General features: G+C 51.9%; 9 protein-coding genes. 3 read left to right on the top strand and 6 right to left on the bottom strand.

The features are described 5' to 3' along the window. Positions 1 to 159: 159 nt before the first annotated feature. The gene (gene glpT, locus AC791_RS15660) at positions 160 to 1,512 is read left to right on the top strand and encodes a glycerol-3-phosphate transporter (protein ID WP_049841659.1); all 1,353 of its coding nucleotides are present in this window, start codon (positions 160 to 162) and stop codon (positions 1,510 to 1,512) included. A 114-nt stretch (positions 1,513 to 1,626) separates the two neighbouring features. Here the strand turns inward: glpT and yfaE are convergent, their stop codons facing one another. From yfaE to ubiG, 4 genes are all read right to left on the bottom strand, one after another. Then, positions 1,627 to 1,881: a class I ribonucleotide reductase maintenance protein YfaE gene (yfaE, locus tag AC791_RS15655; RefSeq protein WP_049841328.1), complete on the bottom strand. Its 255-nt coding sequence runs from the start codon at positions 1,879 to 1,881 to the stop codon at positions 1,627 to 1,629. Continuing rightward, positions 1,881 to 3,011 (bottom strand): class Ia ribonucleoside-diphosphate reductase subunit beta, encoded by a 1,131-nt coding sequence (gene nrdB, locus AC791_RS15650; protein ID WP_049841327.1) that lies wholly within the window; start codon positions 3,009 to 3,011, stop codon positions 1,881 to 1,883. Before nrdB ends, yfaE begins: the two co-directional genes overlap by 1 nt. 112 nt (positions 3,012 to 3,123) lie before the next feature. Then, the gene (gene nrdA, locus AC791_RS15645) at positions 3,124 to 5,409 is read right to left on the bottom strand and encodes a class 1a ribonucleoside-diphosphate reductase subunit alpha (RefSeq protein ID WP_049841326.1); all 2,286 of its coding nucleotides are present in this window, start codon (positions 5,407 to 5,409) and stop codon (positions 3,124 to 3,126) included. 360 nt (positions 5,410 to 5,769) lie between these two features. Beyond that, positions 5,770 to 6,498: a bifunctional 2-polyprenyl-6-hydroxyphenol methylase/3-demethylubiquinol 3-O-methyltransferase UbiG gene (gene ubiG, locus AC791_RS15640; protein ID WP_049841325.1), complete on the bottom strand. Its 729-nt coding sequence runs from the start codon at positions 6,496 to 6,498 to the stop codon at positions 5,770 to 5,772. A gap of 159 nt (positions 6,499 to 6,657) precedes the next feature. Between ubiG and gyrA the strand changes: the two genes are divergently transcribed. Continuing rightward, the gene (gene gyrA / locus AC791_RS15635; protein ID WP_049841324.1) at positions 6,658 to 9,309 is read left to right on the top strand and encodes a DNA topoisomerase (ATP-hydrolyzing) subunit A; all 2,652 of its coding nucleotides are present in this window, start codon (positions 6,658 to 6,660) and stop codon (positions 9,307 to 9,309) included. 134 nt (positions 9,310 to 9,443) lie between these two features. Next, positions 9,444 to 12,290, top strand: coding sequence for a two-component system sensor histidine kinase RcsC (rcsC, locus tag AC791_RS15630; protein ID WP_049841323.1), 2,847 nt, complete (start codon positions 9,444 to 9,446; stop codon positions 12,288 to 12,290). Between the two features lie 37 nt (positions 12,291 to 12,327). Here the strand turns inward: rcsC and rcsB are convergent, their stop codons facing one another. Next, entirely contained in the window at positions 12,328 to 12,978 is a 651-nt protein-coding gene (gene rcsB / locus AC791_RS15625; protein WP_049841322.1) for a response regulator transcription factor RcsB, read from the bottom strand. A 16-nt stretch (positions 12,979 to 12,994) separates the two neighbouring features. After that, positions 12,995 to 15,664: a phosphotransferase RcsD gene (gene rcsD, locus AC791_RS15620; RefSeq protein ID WP_072094367.1), complete on the bottom strand. Its 2,670-nt coding sequence runs from the start codon at positions 15,662 to 15,664 to the stop codon at positions 12,995 to 12,997. Positions 15,665 to 15,953 lie beyond the last annotated feature (289 nt).

The following is a 15,953-nucleotide window of genomic DNA, read 5'->3' as shown; positions in this document are numbered from 1 at the left end:
TAATGCGCCTTTCTGAACATTTGTCATAAAAATGTAACAAACTATGCTTTAATGCACCTGTGGTCAGCCGTCCTTTAACGTTATGAACACATACAGCAGGCGCGACAGTAAAACGACCTGCCTTTTACCTCTGAATATGAAATGGCCTCGGAGGCTATTATGTTAAGTATTTTTAAACCCTCACCTCACAGGTCCCGCCTGCCTGCGGCGGAAATCGATCCGGTTTATCGCCGACTCCGCTGGCAAATTTTCATGGGCATCTTCTTTGGTTACGCGGCCTACTATCTGGTGCGTAAGAACTTTGCCCTGGCAATGCCATATCTTATTGAGCAAGGATTTACCCGTGGCGATCTGGGCTTCGCGCTGTCGGGGATTTCCATTGCTTACGGTTTTTCCAAATTCATCATGGGGTCGATATCCGATCGCTCAAATCCCCGCGTGTTCCTCCCTGCAGGATTGATTCTGGCTGCGGCTGTCATGCTGTTTATGGGATTTGTACCATGGGCCACTTCCAGCATCGCCATCATGTTCGTGCTGCTGTTCCTGTGCGGCTGGTTTCAGGGCATGGGCTGGCCGCCCTGTGGACGCACCATGGTTCACTGGTGGTCACAAAAAGAGCGCGGCGGAATTGTCTCCGTCTGGAACTGCGCGCATAACGTTGGCGGCGGTATTCCCCCGCTGCTATTTTTACTGGGAATGGCGTGGTTTAACGACTGGAAAGCGGCGCTGTATATGCCTGCGTTTGCCGCCATTGTGGTAGCGCTAATTGCGTTTGCGCTAATGCGCGATACGCCGCAGTCTTGCGGTCTGCCGCCCATCGAAGAGTATAAGAACGACTACCCGGACGACTATAACGAGCAGGCAGAAGAGGAGCTTACGGCGAAGCAAATCTTTATGCAGTACGTGCTGCCCAATAAGCTGTTGTGGTATATCGCGATTGCTAACGTATTTGTTTATCTTCTGCGCTACGGCATTCTTGACTGGTCGCCAACCTACCTGAAAGAAGTGAAGCACTTTGCGCTGGATAAATCGTCGTGGGCCTATTTCCTGTACGAGTATGCCGGAATACCGGGAACGCTGCTGTGCGGCTGGATGTCAGATAAGGTCTTTCGCGGTAACCGTGGCGCGACCGGCGTATTTTTCATGACCCTGGTGACCATCGCGACAATTGTTTATTGGCTGAACCCGCCGGGTAACCCGACAGTAGACATGCTGTGCATGATCACCATTGGCTTTTTAATTTACGGGCCGGTAATGCTAATTGGTCTTCATGCCCTGGAGCTGGCGCCGAAGAAAGCAGCCGGTACGGCGGCCGGTTTCACCGGACTGTTTGGTTATCTCGGCGGCTCCGTGGCAGCCAGTGCGATTGTCGGTTATACCGTCGATTTCTTCGGCTGGGACGGCGGGTTTATCGTGATGATAGGCGGTAGCGTGCTGGCGGTATTGCTGCTGATTGTGGTGATGATTGGCGAAAAACGACATCATCAGGCGCTGTTAGAGAAGCGGCGTTAAACGTCAACGGGCGGCAATGTGTCGCCCATTGGCTTCATGGAAACTGGATGTCGTGCAGATGAAAATGCGGGGCAACGTGAAACTTATCTCCACGCAGGAAGTTCACTACGTTTCTCAGATTTCAATTTCAATATCCCCTTTTGCCCTGCAACAGCAGGGCAAAATTTCATCAGGCTGGATGAAGGCTAACGGCGTGGTTAGCCACTCAACCTGACCCGCTACCAGCCGGGTGCGGCAGGAGCCGCAGTACCCTTCGCGACACTGATACTCTACCATCACCTGATGAAACTCCAGCGCCACCAGCAGAGAAGGATGTTCATCCTGACACAGCAGATGTGTGCCAGTGATGCGCAGCGTAACCCGGCTCATCAGAGCTGGAAATCGCTCAGGTCGTCAGTATTTACTTCTGAGTCAATCTGACCGACCAGATAAGAGCTGACTTCGACTTCCTGCGGTGCAACCTGCACGTTGTCGGAGACCAGCCAGGTGTTAATCCACGGGATCGGATTTGAGCGGGTCTGGAACGGGAGATCCAGGCCAACAGCCTGCATACGAATATTAGTAATGTACTCAATGTACTGGCACAAAATATCTTTATTCAGGCCGATCATTGAGCCATCGCGGAACAGATAGCCCGCCCACTCTTTTTCCTGTAGTGCTGCCTGAACAAACAGATCGTAGCACTCCTGCTTACACTCTTCGGCAATCTCTGCCATCTCCGGATCGTCAACGCCTGAGCGCAGCAGGTTCAGCATATGCTGAGTACCGGTCAGGTGTAGCGCTTCGTCACGGGCGATAAGACGAATGATCTTAGCATTGCCTTCCATCAGTTCGCGCTCGGCAAACGCGAAAGAGCAGGCAAAGCTGACGTAGAAGCGGATCGCTTCCAGTGCGTTAACGCTCATCAGACACAGATAGAGCTTTTTCTTCAGTTCATGCAGATTAACCGTAACGCTTTTACCGTTAACCTGATGCGTCCCTTCACCCAGCAGATGCCAGTAGCTGGTCATTTCGATCAGTTCATCGTAATAGCTGGAAATCCCCTCGGCACGCTTCTGGATCTGCTCGTTAGTCACGATGTCGTCAAACACAATGGCCGGATCGTTAACGATATTGCGGATGATATGGGTATAAGAGCGTGAGTGGATTGTCTCTGAAAACGCCCATGTTTCTACCCAGGTTTCCAGTTCCGGGATAGAGATTAGCGGCAGCAGCGCAACGTTAGGACTGCGGCCCTGGATCGAATCCAGCAGGGTCTGATATTTCAGGTTGCTGATAAAAATGTGTTTCTCATGCTCAGGCAGGGCCTGATAGTCAATGCGATCGCGCGACACATCCACTTCTTCCGGACGCCAGAAGAAGGAGAGCTGCTTTTCAATCAGCTTTTCGAAGATGTCATATTTTTGCTGATCGTAACGCGCCACGTTCACCGATTGACCGAAAAACATCGGTTCCAGAAGCTGGTTATTTTTGGTCTGTGAAAAAGTGGTGTATGCCATGAATGTGAGTCCTTTGTGGAATGAATACCGGATACAACGCGGGTGCGTGGTATCCGGCTGCAAACCATGAAATCGTAAACCGGGTTAACAGAGTGTTACCCGGCATCGTTCATCAAATCTTACAGGCGCCGCTTTCGCAGCCATCGTCCTGGATAGACGGTGCCAGGTCATCCTGCGCATCTTCAGCCCCATCGCGGGTGTTTTGATAGTACAGCGTTTTTACACCAAATTTGTAGGCGGTGAGCAGGTCTTTTAACAATTGCTGCATCGGCACTTTCCCGGACGGAAAACGCGTCGGATCGTAGTTAGTATTGGCAGAAATCGACTGGTCGATAAACTTCTGCATGATCCCAACCAGTTGCAGGTAACCGTCGTTATTCGGCATTTCCCACAGCAGTTCATAATTATTTTTCAGATGCTCATAATCCGGCACTACCTGGCGCAGAATACCGTCTTTCGACGCTTTGATACTCACGTGACCGCGCGGCGGCTCAATACCGTTGGTGGCATTTGAAATCTGCGACGAGGTTTCAGACGGCATCAGGGCAGACAGCGTAGAGTTGCGCAGGCCGTGAGTTTTAATCGATTCACGCAGGGTTTCCCAGTCGTAATGCAGCGGCTCCCGGGTGATCGCATCAAGATCTTTTTTGTAGGTATCGATCGGCAGAATACCCTGCGCATAGGTGGTTTCATTAAACCACGGGCAGGCACCTTGCTCTTTGGCCAGTTCGTTAGAGGCTTTCAACAGATAATATTGAATGGCTTCAAAGGTCTGATGCGTCAGATCGTTGGCGCTGCCGTCAGAGTAACGCTTGCCGTTTTTCGCCAGCCAGTAAGCATAGTTAATAACGCCAATACCCAGAGTACGACGGCCCATTGCACCGCGTTTAGCTGCCGGAATAGGGTAATCCTGATAGTCGAGCAGCGCATCCAGCGCGCGAACCGCCAGTACCGCCAGGCCTTCAAGCTCGTCGAGATTTTTAATCACGCCAAGGTTGAACGCGGACAGAGTACACAGCGCAATTTCACCGTTTTCATCGTTAACGTCGAGCAACGGTTTAGTCGGCAGGGCAATTTCCAGACACAGGTTCGACTGACGAACCGGCGCAACCTGCGGATCAAACGGACTGTGCGTATTACAGTGGTCAACGTTCTGGATGTAGATCCGGCCGGTCGAGGCGCGTTCCTGCATCATCAGGGAGAACAGTTCTACTGCTTTGATGCGCTGCTTGCGAATAGTGCTGTCCTGCTCATATTGCGTATACAGACGTTCAAATTCGTCCTGATCGGCAAAGAAGGCGTCATACAGTCCCGGCACGTCAGACGGGCTAAACAGGGAGATATCTCCGCCTTTCAGCAGGCGGGTATACATAAGTTTGTTGATTTGTACGCCGTAATCCATATGGCGAACGCGGTTGCCTTCAACCCCACGGTTGTTTTTCAGCACCAGCAGGCTTTCTACTTCCAGATGCCACATCGGATAAAACAGTGTCGCAGCACCCCCGCGTACGCCGCCCTGTGAACAGGATTTAACGGCGGTCTGGAAATGCTTGTAAAACGGAATACAGCCGGTGTGGAACGCCTCACCGCCGCGGATCGGACTGCCCAGGGCACGAATACGACCGGCGTTAATACCGATACCGGCACGCTGAGAAACGTATTTTACAATGGCGCTGGAGGTGGCATTGATGGAATCAAGGCTGTCGCCGCACTCAATCAGCACGCAAGAGCTGAACTGGCGAGTCGGCGTGCGCACGCCGGACATGATCGGCGTTGGCAGTGAAATCTTGAAGGTCGAAACCGCATCGTAGAAACGTTTTACGTAATCAAGGCGGGTTTCACGCGGATAGTTAGAGAACAGGCAGGCAGCCACCAGGATATACAGGAACTGGGCGCTTTCATAGATTTCACCGCTGACGCGGTTCTGCACCAGATATTTTCCTTCCAGCTGCTTAACCGCTGCGTAGGAGAACGTCATATCCCGATCGTGCACGATGAACGCGTCCATCCGGGCAAACTCTTCAGGCGAGTAATCTTCCAGCAGATGGGTATCGTATTTGCCCAGCTCAACCATTTTAGACACATGGTCGTACAGTGCCGGCGGCTCAAACTGACCGTATGCTTTCTTACGCAGGTGGAAAATGGCCAGGCGGGCGGCCAGATACTGGTAATCGGGGGCCTCGCGAGAAATCAGATCTGCGGCTGCTTTGATAATGGTCTCGTGAATGTCGGACGTCTTGATCCCGTCATAAAACTGAATGTGGGAGCGCAGTTCGACCTGAGAAATAGAGACGTTATTCAGCCCATCTGCCGCCCAATCCAGCACGCGGTGGATTTTGTCGAGATTAATACGCTCAGTGCGACCGTCACGCTTTGTCACCAGCAGACTCTGATTCATGTGCTTTTTTACCTGTCCGTATAGAAATGACCCCCGCTCATCCACAAAACGTCGTTGTGACTAACTCTGTGGATAAATACTATATGTAGGGGGTGATGAATAAAATGAACGCTATATGGTGAGTATTCTAGTAAGGATTCTTTTGAGTACAAGAGTTGATTTTGAGGTTAAATTGAGGTTGCGAAAGCGTAAGAAAGGAAGAAACCACAGCGCATAAGGCCTGGAGGGCATGTCAATAATCTATAAAAAAAATAGATATTTTGATCAAGCGTCGATTTCTTCATCGACGCCTTAACACGTTTTTCTGATCTTGCATAATGTTTGCGGACCGATAAGCACGATCTGATCCGCACCGTTTTTTTAGTCAGCTTTTGCGCGCGTATGCACCATATAGTTGACGTCAACGCCGGGCGCGAGCTTAAACGTGTTGCTCAGCGGATTGTAATGCAGGCCGGTCATGTGAATATCTTTAAGCGACGTCCGATCGACCCAGCCCAGAAGCTCCGCAGGGCGGATAAATTTTTTCGCATCGTGAGTACCTTTAGGCACCATGCGCAAAATGTATTCCGCGCCCACCACCGCCATCAACCACGCTTTTCCATTACGATTGATGGTGGAGAAAAAGACATGACCGCCAGGCTTCACCAGTTTCGCACAGGCGTTTACCACCGATTGCGGGTCCGGGACGTGTTCAAGCATCTCCATGCAGGTCACAACGTCGTACTGCTGCGCGTGTGTTGCCGCATGTTCTTCCACTGTTTCCTGGACATAATCCACCTCGACGCCGGATTCGAGCGCGTGCAATCGGGCAACCTGTAGGGGCTCTGCGCCCATATCCAGGCCGGTTACGGTTGCACCTTCACGCGCCATGCTTTCAGCGAGGATCCCGCCGCCGCAGCCAACATCGAGGATTTTTTTACCAAACAGGCCGCCTGAGCGCTCTGCAATGTACCCCAGGCGCAGCGGATTAATACGGTGCAGCGGCTTAAACTCGCCTTCCAGATCCCACCAGCGTGACGCAACAGCTTCAAATTTGGCGATCTCGTGATGGTCAACATTCGGGGCCACCGAGGTTTTTTCGGCATTCATTGGCGCTTTTACTCCTTATTTGGCAAGTCGTCTGAGTATATCAGCACCACGGGATGAATAAAGCCTTCCCGGAGCGCCATTCCCTTTACCTGTCTCATGACGATTGTGTTATAATTTGCGACCTTTGAATCCGGGATACAGTAGAGGGATAGCGGTTAGATGAGCGACCTTGCGAGAGAAATTACACCGGTTAACATCGAGGAAGAGCTGAAAAGCTCCTATCTGGATTATGCGATGTCGGTCATTGTTGGCCGTGCGCTGCCGGACGTCCGCGATGGCCTGAAGCCGGTTCACCGTCGCGTACTATACGCCATGAACGTATTGGGCAATGACTGGAACAAAGCCTATAAAAAATCAGCCCGCGTAGTCGGTGACGTTATCGGTAAATATCACCCTCATGGTGATACTGCCGTGTACGACACCATCGTTCGTATGGCCCAGCCATTCTCCCTGCGCTATATGCTGGTAGATGGTCAGGGTAACTTCGGTTCTGTCGATGGCGACTCCGCCGCAGCGATGCGTTATACGGAAATCCGTATGTCGAAAATCGCCCACGAACTGATGGCCGACCTGGAAAAAGAGACGGTGGATTTCGTCGATAACTACGACGGAACCGAAAGAATTCCAGACGTTATGCCTACTAAGATCCCGAACCTGTTAGTTAACGGTTCTTCGGGCATCGCGGTCGGGATGGCAACCAACATTCCGCCACACAACCTGACCGAAGTCATTAACGGTTGCCTGGCGTATGTTGACGACGAAGACATCAGCATTGAAGGGCTGATGGAACATATTCCGGGGCCGGATTTCCCGACTGCTGCGATCATTAACGGTCGTCGCGGTATTGAAGAAGCCTATCGTACCGGTCGCGGCAAAGTATATATTCGCGCCCGCGCGGAAGTCGAAGCGGACGCGAAAACCGGCCGTGAAACCATTATCGTCCACGAAATCCCGTATCAGGTGAACAAAGCGCGCCTGATCGAGAAAATCGCCGAGCTGGTTAAAGACAAACGCGTCGAAGGTATCAGCGCGCTGCGCGACGAGTCTGATAAAGACGGGATGCGCATCGTCATTGAAGTGAAGCGTGATGCCGTCGGTGAAGTGGTTCTTAACAACCTCTACTCACAGACTCAGCTTCAGGTTTCTTTCGGTATCAACATGGTTGCTCTGCACCATGGTCAGCCGAAGATCATGAACCTGAAAGACATTATTGCGGCTTTCGTTCGTCATCGTCGCGAAGTGGTTACCCGTCGTACCATCTTTGAACTGCGCAAAGCGCGCGATCGTGCTCATATCCTTGAGGCACTGGCGATTGCGCTGGCAAACATCGATCCTATCATCGAACTGATTCGTCGCGCGCCGACCCCGGCTGAAGCAAAAGCGGGTCTGGTCGCGCAGCCGTGGGCGCTGGGCAACGTGTCGGCTATGCTGGAACGTGCTGGTGACGATGCTGCACGTCCTGAATGGCTTGAACCTGAGTTTGGCGTGCGTGACGGCCAGTACTATCTGACTGAACAGCAGGCCCAGGCAATCCTCGATCTGCGTTTGCAGAAGTTGACCGGGCTTGAGCATGAAAAACTGCTCGACGAATATAAAGATCTGCTGGGACAAATTGCTGAACTGCTGCACATTCTGGGCAGCGCCGAGCGTCTGATGGAAGTGATCCGCGAAGAGCTGGAACTGGTTCGTGAACAGTTTGGCGATGCGCGCCGCACCGAAATCACCGCCAACAGCGCGGATATTAATATCGAAGATCTGATAAGCCAGGAAGATGTGGTCGTCACACTTTCTCATCAGGGTTACGTGAAATATCAGCCGCTGACGGATTACGAAGCGCAGCGTCGCGGTGGCAAAGGTAAATCAGCCGCCCGTATCAAAGAAGAAGACTTTATTGACCGCCTGCTGGTGGCCAACACCCACGACACCATCCTCTGCTTCTCCAGCCGCGGGCGTCTCTACTGGATGAAAGTCTACCAGCTGCCGGAAGCGAGCCGTGGCGCACGTGGACGTCCTATCGTCAACCTGCTGCCGCTGGAAGCCAATGAGCGTATTACGGCTATTCTGCCGGTCCGCGAATATGCCGAAGGCGTTAACGTCTTTATGGCTACCGCCAGCGGTACGGTGAAGAAAACGGCGCTGACCGAGTTCAGTCGTCCGCGTTCTGCCGGTATTATCGCGGTCAACCTTAACGACGGCGACGAGCTGATTGGCGTGGATCTGACCTCCGGTTCTGATGAAGTCATGCTGTTCTCTGCTGCCGGTAAAGTTGTGCGCTTTAAAGAAAATGCCGTACGTGCCATGGGCCGTACAGCGACCGGGGTACGCGGGATTAAACTTGCCGGCGTCGATAAAGTCGTTTCGCTGATTGTGCCGCGTGGAGAAGGGGCTATTCTGACCGTCACGCAAAACGGTTACGGTAAGCGGACTGCTGAAGACGAGTATCCGACGAAGTCTCGCGGTACGCAGGGCGTTATCTCCATTAAAGTGACCGAGCGTAACGGCTCTGTTGTTGGTGCGGTGCAGGTAACGGATAGCGATCAGATCATGATGATCACCGATGCCGGTACGCTGGTGCGTACGCGCGTATCTGAAATCAGCGTGGTTGGCCGCAATACGCAGGGCGTGATCCTCATCCGTACCGCGGAAGATGAAAACGTCGTGGGTCTGCAGCGTGTCGCTGAGCCGGTTGATGATGAAGAACTGGACTCTATCGACGGTAGCGTTGCAGAAGGGGACGAGGATATCGTTCCGGAAGCCGATGCCGAAGAGGCAGACGCTGAAGATGATGCTGCGGACGACGCTGAAGAGTAATTATTACTGCTTGATATACAACGTCTGATGCGTAGAAAAAGGGCTGGATCTTCCAGCCCTTTTTATCGCCGTTGCGGGTAGCGTGTTTTACCGCTACTTTATTTCCATCCCGATTGTTCTGATGGCTGCTTCCTTTGAAATACCTTGCTTCTTTTCGTAGCACGCTCAAAATTTCGCGCTATATGTTCCGCGTGTTGGCGCTACTGTTATGGCTGCTTATCGCGCTGGCCTCTGTGTTTTATATCGTCAACGCCCTGCACAGCCGCGAGGCTGAAATTCACCAGGAGTTTGCCCTGAATGCCGATCAGGCGCAGCGCTATATTCAGCGAACCTCTGATGTCATAAAGGAACTGAAATATATCGCTGAGAACCGTCTTAGCGCTGAAAATGGTGTTATGGCCGGGCGAAGCCATCTTACTGATATAAACGTGCCCGAGTTTGCGCCGCTGTTTCCTGACTCCGACTGTTCTGCTATGGGAACCGCATGGCGCGGGTCGCTGGAGTCAATGGCGTGGTTTATGCGCTACTGGCGGGATAATTTTTCTGCCGCCTACGATCTGAATCGCGTTTTTCTGATTGGCGGTGACAATCTGTGCATGGCCAATTTTGGCCTGCGTGATATTCCTGTTGAACGTGATGAAGCGTTAAGTGCGCTGCACGAGCGCATTATGAAATATCGCAGTGCACCACAGGAAGAGCGGGGAAATAACCTTTTCTGGGTTAGCCGTGGACCGCGTCCTGACGTTGGGTACTTCTATGCGCTGACCCCGGTTTATCTGGGCAACCGCCTTCAGGCACTGCTGGGCGTTGAGCAGACCATTCGAATGGAAAGCTTTTTTACGCCGGGTAATCTGCCAATAGGCGTCACTATCCTTGATGAAACTGGTCATACCTTAATTTCTTTGACCGGACAGGAGAACACGCCACAAATTGATCCCCGCTGGATGCAGGAGCGGATGTGGTTTGGTTATACCGCTGGCTATCATGAACTGGTACTGAAGAAAAATCTGCTGCCTTCCTCGTTAAGCATTGTCTATTCGGTGCCCGTTGACGCCGTGCTGGAACGCATTCGCATATTGATGATGAATGCCGCACTGCTGAATATTCTGGTTGCCATTGGTCTGTTCTGGCTGGCCCGTGCCTACGAGCGCAGGCTGTTTATTCCGGCAGAAACCGATGCGCAGCGGCTGGAAGAACACGAGCAGTTTAACCGAAAAATTGTGGCTTCCGCGCCGGTCGGGATCTGTATTTTACGCACCCTCGACGGCACTAACATTCTGAGTAATGAACTGGCGCATGACTATCTCAACATGCTTACTCATGAAGATCGCCAGCGGCTGACGCAGATTATTTGCGGCCAGCAGGTTAACTTTGTTGACGTTCTGACCAGCAATAATACCAACCTGCAAATTAGCTTTGTTCATTCGCGCTATCGCAATGAAAACGTCGCAATTTGTGTGCTGGTGGACGTATCATCCCGCGTCAAAATGGAAGAATCTTTGCAGGAAATGGCCCATGCCGCCGAGCAGGCCAGCCAGTCGAAATCGATGTTCCTCGCGACGGTAAGCCATGAACTGCGTACTCCGCTGTACGGTATTATCGGCAACCTCGATCTCCTGCAAACTAAAGAATTACCGAAAGGGGTTGACCGGCTGGTCACGGCGATGAATAACTCGTCCGGTCTGCTACTCAAGATTATCAGCGATATTCTCGACTTCTCAAAAATCGAATCCGAGCAGTTAAAAATTGAACCGCGCGAATTTTCACCGCGCGAAGTGATGAGCCACATTACCGCCAACTATCTGCCGCTGGTGGTAAGAAAACAGCTGGGTCTGTACTGCTTTGTGGAGCCTGACGTCCCGCTGGAAATGAAGGGCGATCCGATGCGTTTACAGCAGGTTATTTCTAACTTGCTGAGTAATGCGATTAAGTTTACCGATACCGGCTGCATTATTTTGCACGTCGGGTGTAAAGATAACTACTTGTCCATTCGCGTGCGCGATACCGGCGTGGGTATTCCGGCGAAAGAGGTGGTTCGCCTGTTCGATCCTTTCTTCCAGGTAGGCACGGGCGTGCAGCGTAACTTCCAGGGGACCGGGCTGGGACTGGCTATTTGTGAAAAACTGATTGGTATGATGGATGGGGATATTTCTGTCGATACTGAGCCGGGTATGGGCAGCCAGTTTACTATCCGTATTCCGCTGTACGGCACGCAAGAAATGCCGGAGATTGCGCTTAGCGGCCTGAGTGAAAAGCGCTGCTGGCTGGCGGTACGTAACGCGTCACTGTATCTGTTCCTGGAGAATCTGCTATCGCGTTATGGCATACGGGTCGCGCGTTATGAAGGGCAATATCCGGATTACGAAGATACGTTGATCACCGACGAAACGGCTCCGGAAGAATGGAGCGGTCGGGCCGTGATCACCTTCTGCCGCCGTCATATCGGTATTCCGCTGGAGCGATCGCCGGGTAAATGGGTACACAGTGTGGCCTCACCGCACGAACTGATGGCGCTGATGGCGAAGATCTACAGCCTTGATATTGAGAACGCGCAGAGTGATTCATCATCACCGACCAGCGATGCTGCCATTGCGGCCAATGACGACATGATGATCCTCGTGGTGGACGATCATCCTATCAATCGGCGCTTGCTTGCCGATCAGCTGGGATCGCTGGGCTATCAGTGTAAAACGGCAAATGACGGGGTCGATGCGCTCAATGTGCTCAGTAAAAACCACATTGATATTATTCTGAGCGATGTGAACATGCCGAATATGGACGGTTATCGGCTGACCCAGCGTATTCGCCAGCTTGGGCTGACGTTGCCGGTCGTTGGCGTAACGGCCAATGCGCTGGCCGAGGAGCGGCAGCGTTGTCTGGAGTCAGGAATGGATAGCTGCCTGTCGAAACCGGTAACGCTGGATGTACTAAAGCAGACGTTAACAACCTATGCAAGTCGCGTCAGAAAGGCGAGAGAGTAGCAAAATCACCCCGGCAGAGTGCCGGGGTGACAAGAGATTAGTCTTTATCGGCAGAAGACAGCGTCACGGAAGAAAGGTAGTTGAGCAGAGCAATATCATTCTCGACGCCCAGTTTCATCATGGCAGATTTTTTCTGGCTGCTGATTGTTTTAATACTGCGGTTCAGCTTTTTGGCAATCTCCGTTACGAGAAAACCTTCGGCAAACAGACGCAGCACTTCACTCTCTTTTGGCGACAGACGTTTGTCACCATAACCACCGGCACTGATTTTCTCCAGCAGGCGCGAAACGCTTTCTGGCGTAAATTTCTTACCTTTTTGCAGCGCGGCCAGGGCTTTCGGCAGATCGGTCGGTGCGCCCTGTTTTAAAACAATCCCTTCGATATCCAGCTCCAGTACTGCACTGAGGATCGCCGGATTATTATTCATTGTCAGGACAATGATAGAAATGCCGGGGAAATGGCGCTTGATATACTTGATCAAAGTGATCCCGTCGCCATATTTGTCGCCTGGCATGGAAAGATCGGTGATCAGCACATGAGCGTCCAGCTTCGGCAGGTTATTTATCAACGCTGTGGAGTCTTCAAATTCGCCAACAACGTTCACCCATTCGATCTGTTCCAGTGATTTACGAATACCGAACAGGACGATAGGATGATCGTCGGCAATAATTACGTTCATGTTGTTCATCTATAAGGCTACCTTGCTACAGTAAGCTCTTGACGTAAGCGTCAATGTCGCTGATGTATTTTTTTATTCCTGGAGAGTCTTTCTCACGAATGACATGTTCCAGCGTTTCACATAGCTGCTTGCCGGGCACCAGATTAAGCATGGCAAATACTCCCTTCAGACGATGAGCCGTCTGCGCCAGCGCAGCGAAATCATCCGTTGCCGCTTCAGTATACAACTTCTTAACATCATCCGGTACTGTGTCCACAAACAGCGCATAATAGCCGCTGGCGTGCAGTTCGGCGTTATCAGTATTTGCGCCGGGGGACTCTACACTCTCTTCCTGAGCCAGCTGCTCTTCTATCAATTGCAGGACGGCGTCCTGCATGGCATTACTCATGTTAAAATTGACCTGAAGCTGACCAGGGCCAATTTGGTGCACGCCAGGCTCATCATCGCTTAAAAGCAAGCCCGAGGCTGTAAGATTAGACGGATTATCTGTTAAAAAGAGATCAAATTCTTGACTCCCGCCTCTTTCATCCGGGGAAATGCAGTTTGCTCCCCAGTTTTCGAGCTGTCTGACCACGATACTGCGAATTTCACTGGAGGTAATGTCTATCATTGCCACTACGTCATCCAGCAGGCGCTCGTCTGCTTCTTCTTCCGGCGCGCTGGCGGCCATTTTTACGTGCAGCAAATAGCGCGTACCCAGCTCATCATGGGATTTGATATTGAGATGCCCACCCAGTTTGCGTGCCAGCTGATCGCAAAGCCAGAAGGTCAGCGCATTAGCTTTACCGTAAGAATCGGCCTGCGTATCGTTAAGATACGGGAAGTGCAGATTGTCGATTTCTCGCGAGGAAACGCCGTTTCCGGTATCCAGAATGCGGAATGTCAGGCGCTCCTCCGCGGATTCATCGGCGCTTACTTCCAGCGTTATCTTGCCGATTTGCGTGGCGGTGACGGCGTACTGGATCAGCAGCAGCAGTATACGGCGCAAGGCATCCCGATCGCCGTAGCGCTGTTCGCTGGCAGGCAGGCTGTTATTAATCAGTAACTGCAGGCCTTTACGTTTGACCATCGGTAGTACTTCCGGCACAACTTCATTGATTAGTTCCTGAATCGAAAACTCACGCGAAGCGCTTTGCCAGCTGCCATCTTCCAGCATATTGGCCAGCTGGATCTCGTCAATCATCCGCACCAGTATATCGGCGTGATGAGCCAGTTTGCGATTTTCATCGGAGGGCAACATCGCAGCTTCGGCGGCAAGCGCTCTGGCAGGACGTTTTAGCGCTTCACCGATGTTGTGCATAAAGGCAATGCGCCCCTGCTGATTTTTTTCATACAGCCGCTGGGCCTGTTTAAGCTTTTTGCTGACCAGAACTTCGCGATCCTGATCGCGAATGATGAAAATCTGCGTACGTGGCACCGCCTGGCTGCGGAACTGGCGAATTTCATACAGTTCATTATTAATGGTCGCCTGAATAACACCCTGATGCTGATCCGCCATGCTGGTAATATTTTGCAGATTAAGGTGCGGCAGCAGGTGGTCGGCAATTTTATTGCTCATCACCGTACGATTGGATTCCAGATCGTGGACCAGCAGACCCAGTGGCAGCAGAGAGACAATTTCTTCATTAATGGCACGCAGCGCCCGAAGTTCATTATTGGCCACGGCAGGGGAGGATGGCACGCCCTGCTGACGGACCGGCTGATGGCGAAAAGTGGTATAGCCAAACAGCGCCAGCGCCAGCAGGCCAATATTGAGCAGTAGCGGCAGGAGGATGTTTTGCAGGGTGTCCAGCATCAGCGTGGTGAAAGGCACCTGCCACACCAGTCGCATACCGGTGGAGTTAATGGCCGAGGTGATTTCTATACGTGTACCATTCAGATTTACACTGGCGCTATCGGCTGCTTCTTTTTCCGTCGTGCGCAGGGCAGAAGAGGCGTTGTCCTGCTCAAGACGGAAACTGTCCAGCGGCATGGTGGGCGGGATAATATCGTTTACCGGTAAATCGAAGGCCACTACTGTCGCCAGGTGTCCCGGCTGGTTAAAGGTGGTGCGTAGGGTAAAGTAGTAACCGTTTTGCCAGGCAAGACGACGCAGGCCGGAGAAGCTCTCGCGTTCATCCAGTGAATTGGCCTGCTGTAACATCTCTGCACGGCGTGAATCAACCTCCACCCCGACATTAGATTCTTTAAAACCGGATGAGAGGTCTTTAAGCGGTAACGTTGATACCAGGATCAGGCTATTGTCCTGACCGTTCAGATAATACATCGACCAGGGTACCGTTTTGGCACCCCATAGCGTATCCAGGTAGGTCGACATGCGCTGGGTCATTTCCAGCGTCGAGCCATCATGAGAACCAAAGATCAGCGCTTCTGTTTTTCTGCGCGGTTTTTCGAGATAGTAGACATCCTGCTTCAGGCGAGTTTCCTGAAGCGCTTCTCCCGGCGTCAGCGGCGTAGCCGCAACGTTGTCATAGAGCTGCCAGGTCGCGTAGCGCCAGGTATCGACCCGTTTATGAATAGCATGAGTGATATCGACAACCTGATAACTCTTATCTTTGAGCCAGGCGTTAACGGCGCTCTGGATCATCACACCCATTGTTACCAGTAATACAATGATGAGTAATAGAAAGTAGCGTGTCAGGCTTGCTGGCATCAGGGAGAACTTTGAAGAACTCATTGTATCAGGCTGACTCATTTTGCATCTGTACCCATTATTACCGCACTCAAATAAAGAAAAGCTCAGGGCCTTAGCGCAACTGAGAAACTGGGTTGACCATGTTTTGCTGTCCACTAACACCAGCAACCTGGTGTAAGTCTTTATGCTGCATGATTTTGTACAGCTGGCAGTATAAAGGGTAATGGATGAAATTCCATATTCTTAACAAGTCAGTTACGGACTTTTTAACGGCATAACGGGAAAGATGAGTCTCACCTCAATGCCCGGCAATGCGTCGCTAAGGAGACGAACTCGCCAAACAAAGGGC

The organism is Klebsiella sp. RIT-PI-d, assembly GCF_001187865.1.
In the GTDB taxonomy this organism is placed as follows: Bacteria; Pseudomonadota; Gammaproteobacteria; order Enterobacterales; family Enterobacteriaceae; genus Superficieibacter.
The sequence above is the reverse complement of the archived record's forward strand: the minus strand, read 5'-3'. Positions and strand labels throughout refer to the sequence as shown.

What these genes read in the sequence shown, in the direction of transcription:
- nrdA (WP_049841326.1), bottom strand. Translation starts at nt 5,409, where the DNA reads ATGAATCAGAGTCTGCTGGTGACAAAGCGTGACGGTCGCACTGAGCGT.
- ubiG (WP_049841325.1), bottom strand. Translation starts at nt 6,498, where the DNA reads ATGAATGCCGAAAAAACCTCGGTGGCCCCGAATGTTGACCATCACGAG.
- glpT (WP_049841659.1), top strand. Translation starts at nt 160, where the DNA reads ATGTTAAGTATTTTTAAACCCTCACCTCACAGGTCCCGCCTGCCTGCG.
- yfaE (WP_049841328.1), bottom strand. Translation starts at nt 1,881, where the DNA reads ATGAGCCGGGTTACGCTGCGCATCACTGGCACACATCTGCTGTGTCAG.
- rcsD (WP_072094367.1), bottom strand. Translation starts at nt 15,664, where the DNA reads ATGAGTCAGCCTGATACAATGAGTTCTTCAAAGTTCTCCCTGATGCCA.
- gyrA (WP_049841324.1), top strand. Translation starts at nt 6,658, where the DNA reads ATGAGCGACCTTGCGAGAGAAATTACACCGGTTAACATCGAGGAAGAG.
- nrdB (WP_049841327.1), bottom strand. Translation starts at nt 3,011, where the DNA reads ATGGCATACACCACTTTTTCACAGACCAAAAATAACCAGCTTCTGGAA.
- rcsB (WP_049841322.1), bottom strand. Translation starts at nt 12,978, where the DNA reads ATGAACAACATGAACGTAATTATTGCCGACGATCATCCTATCGTCCTG.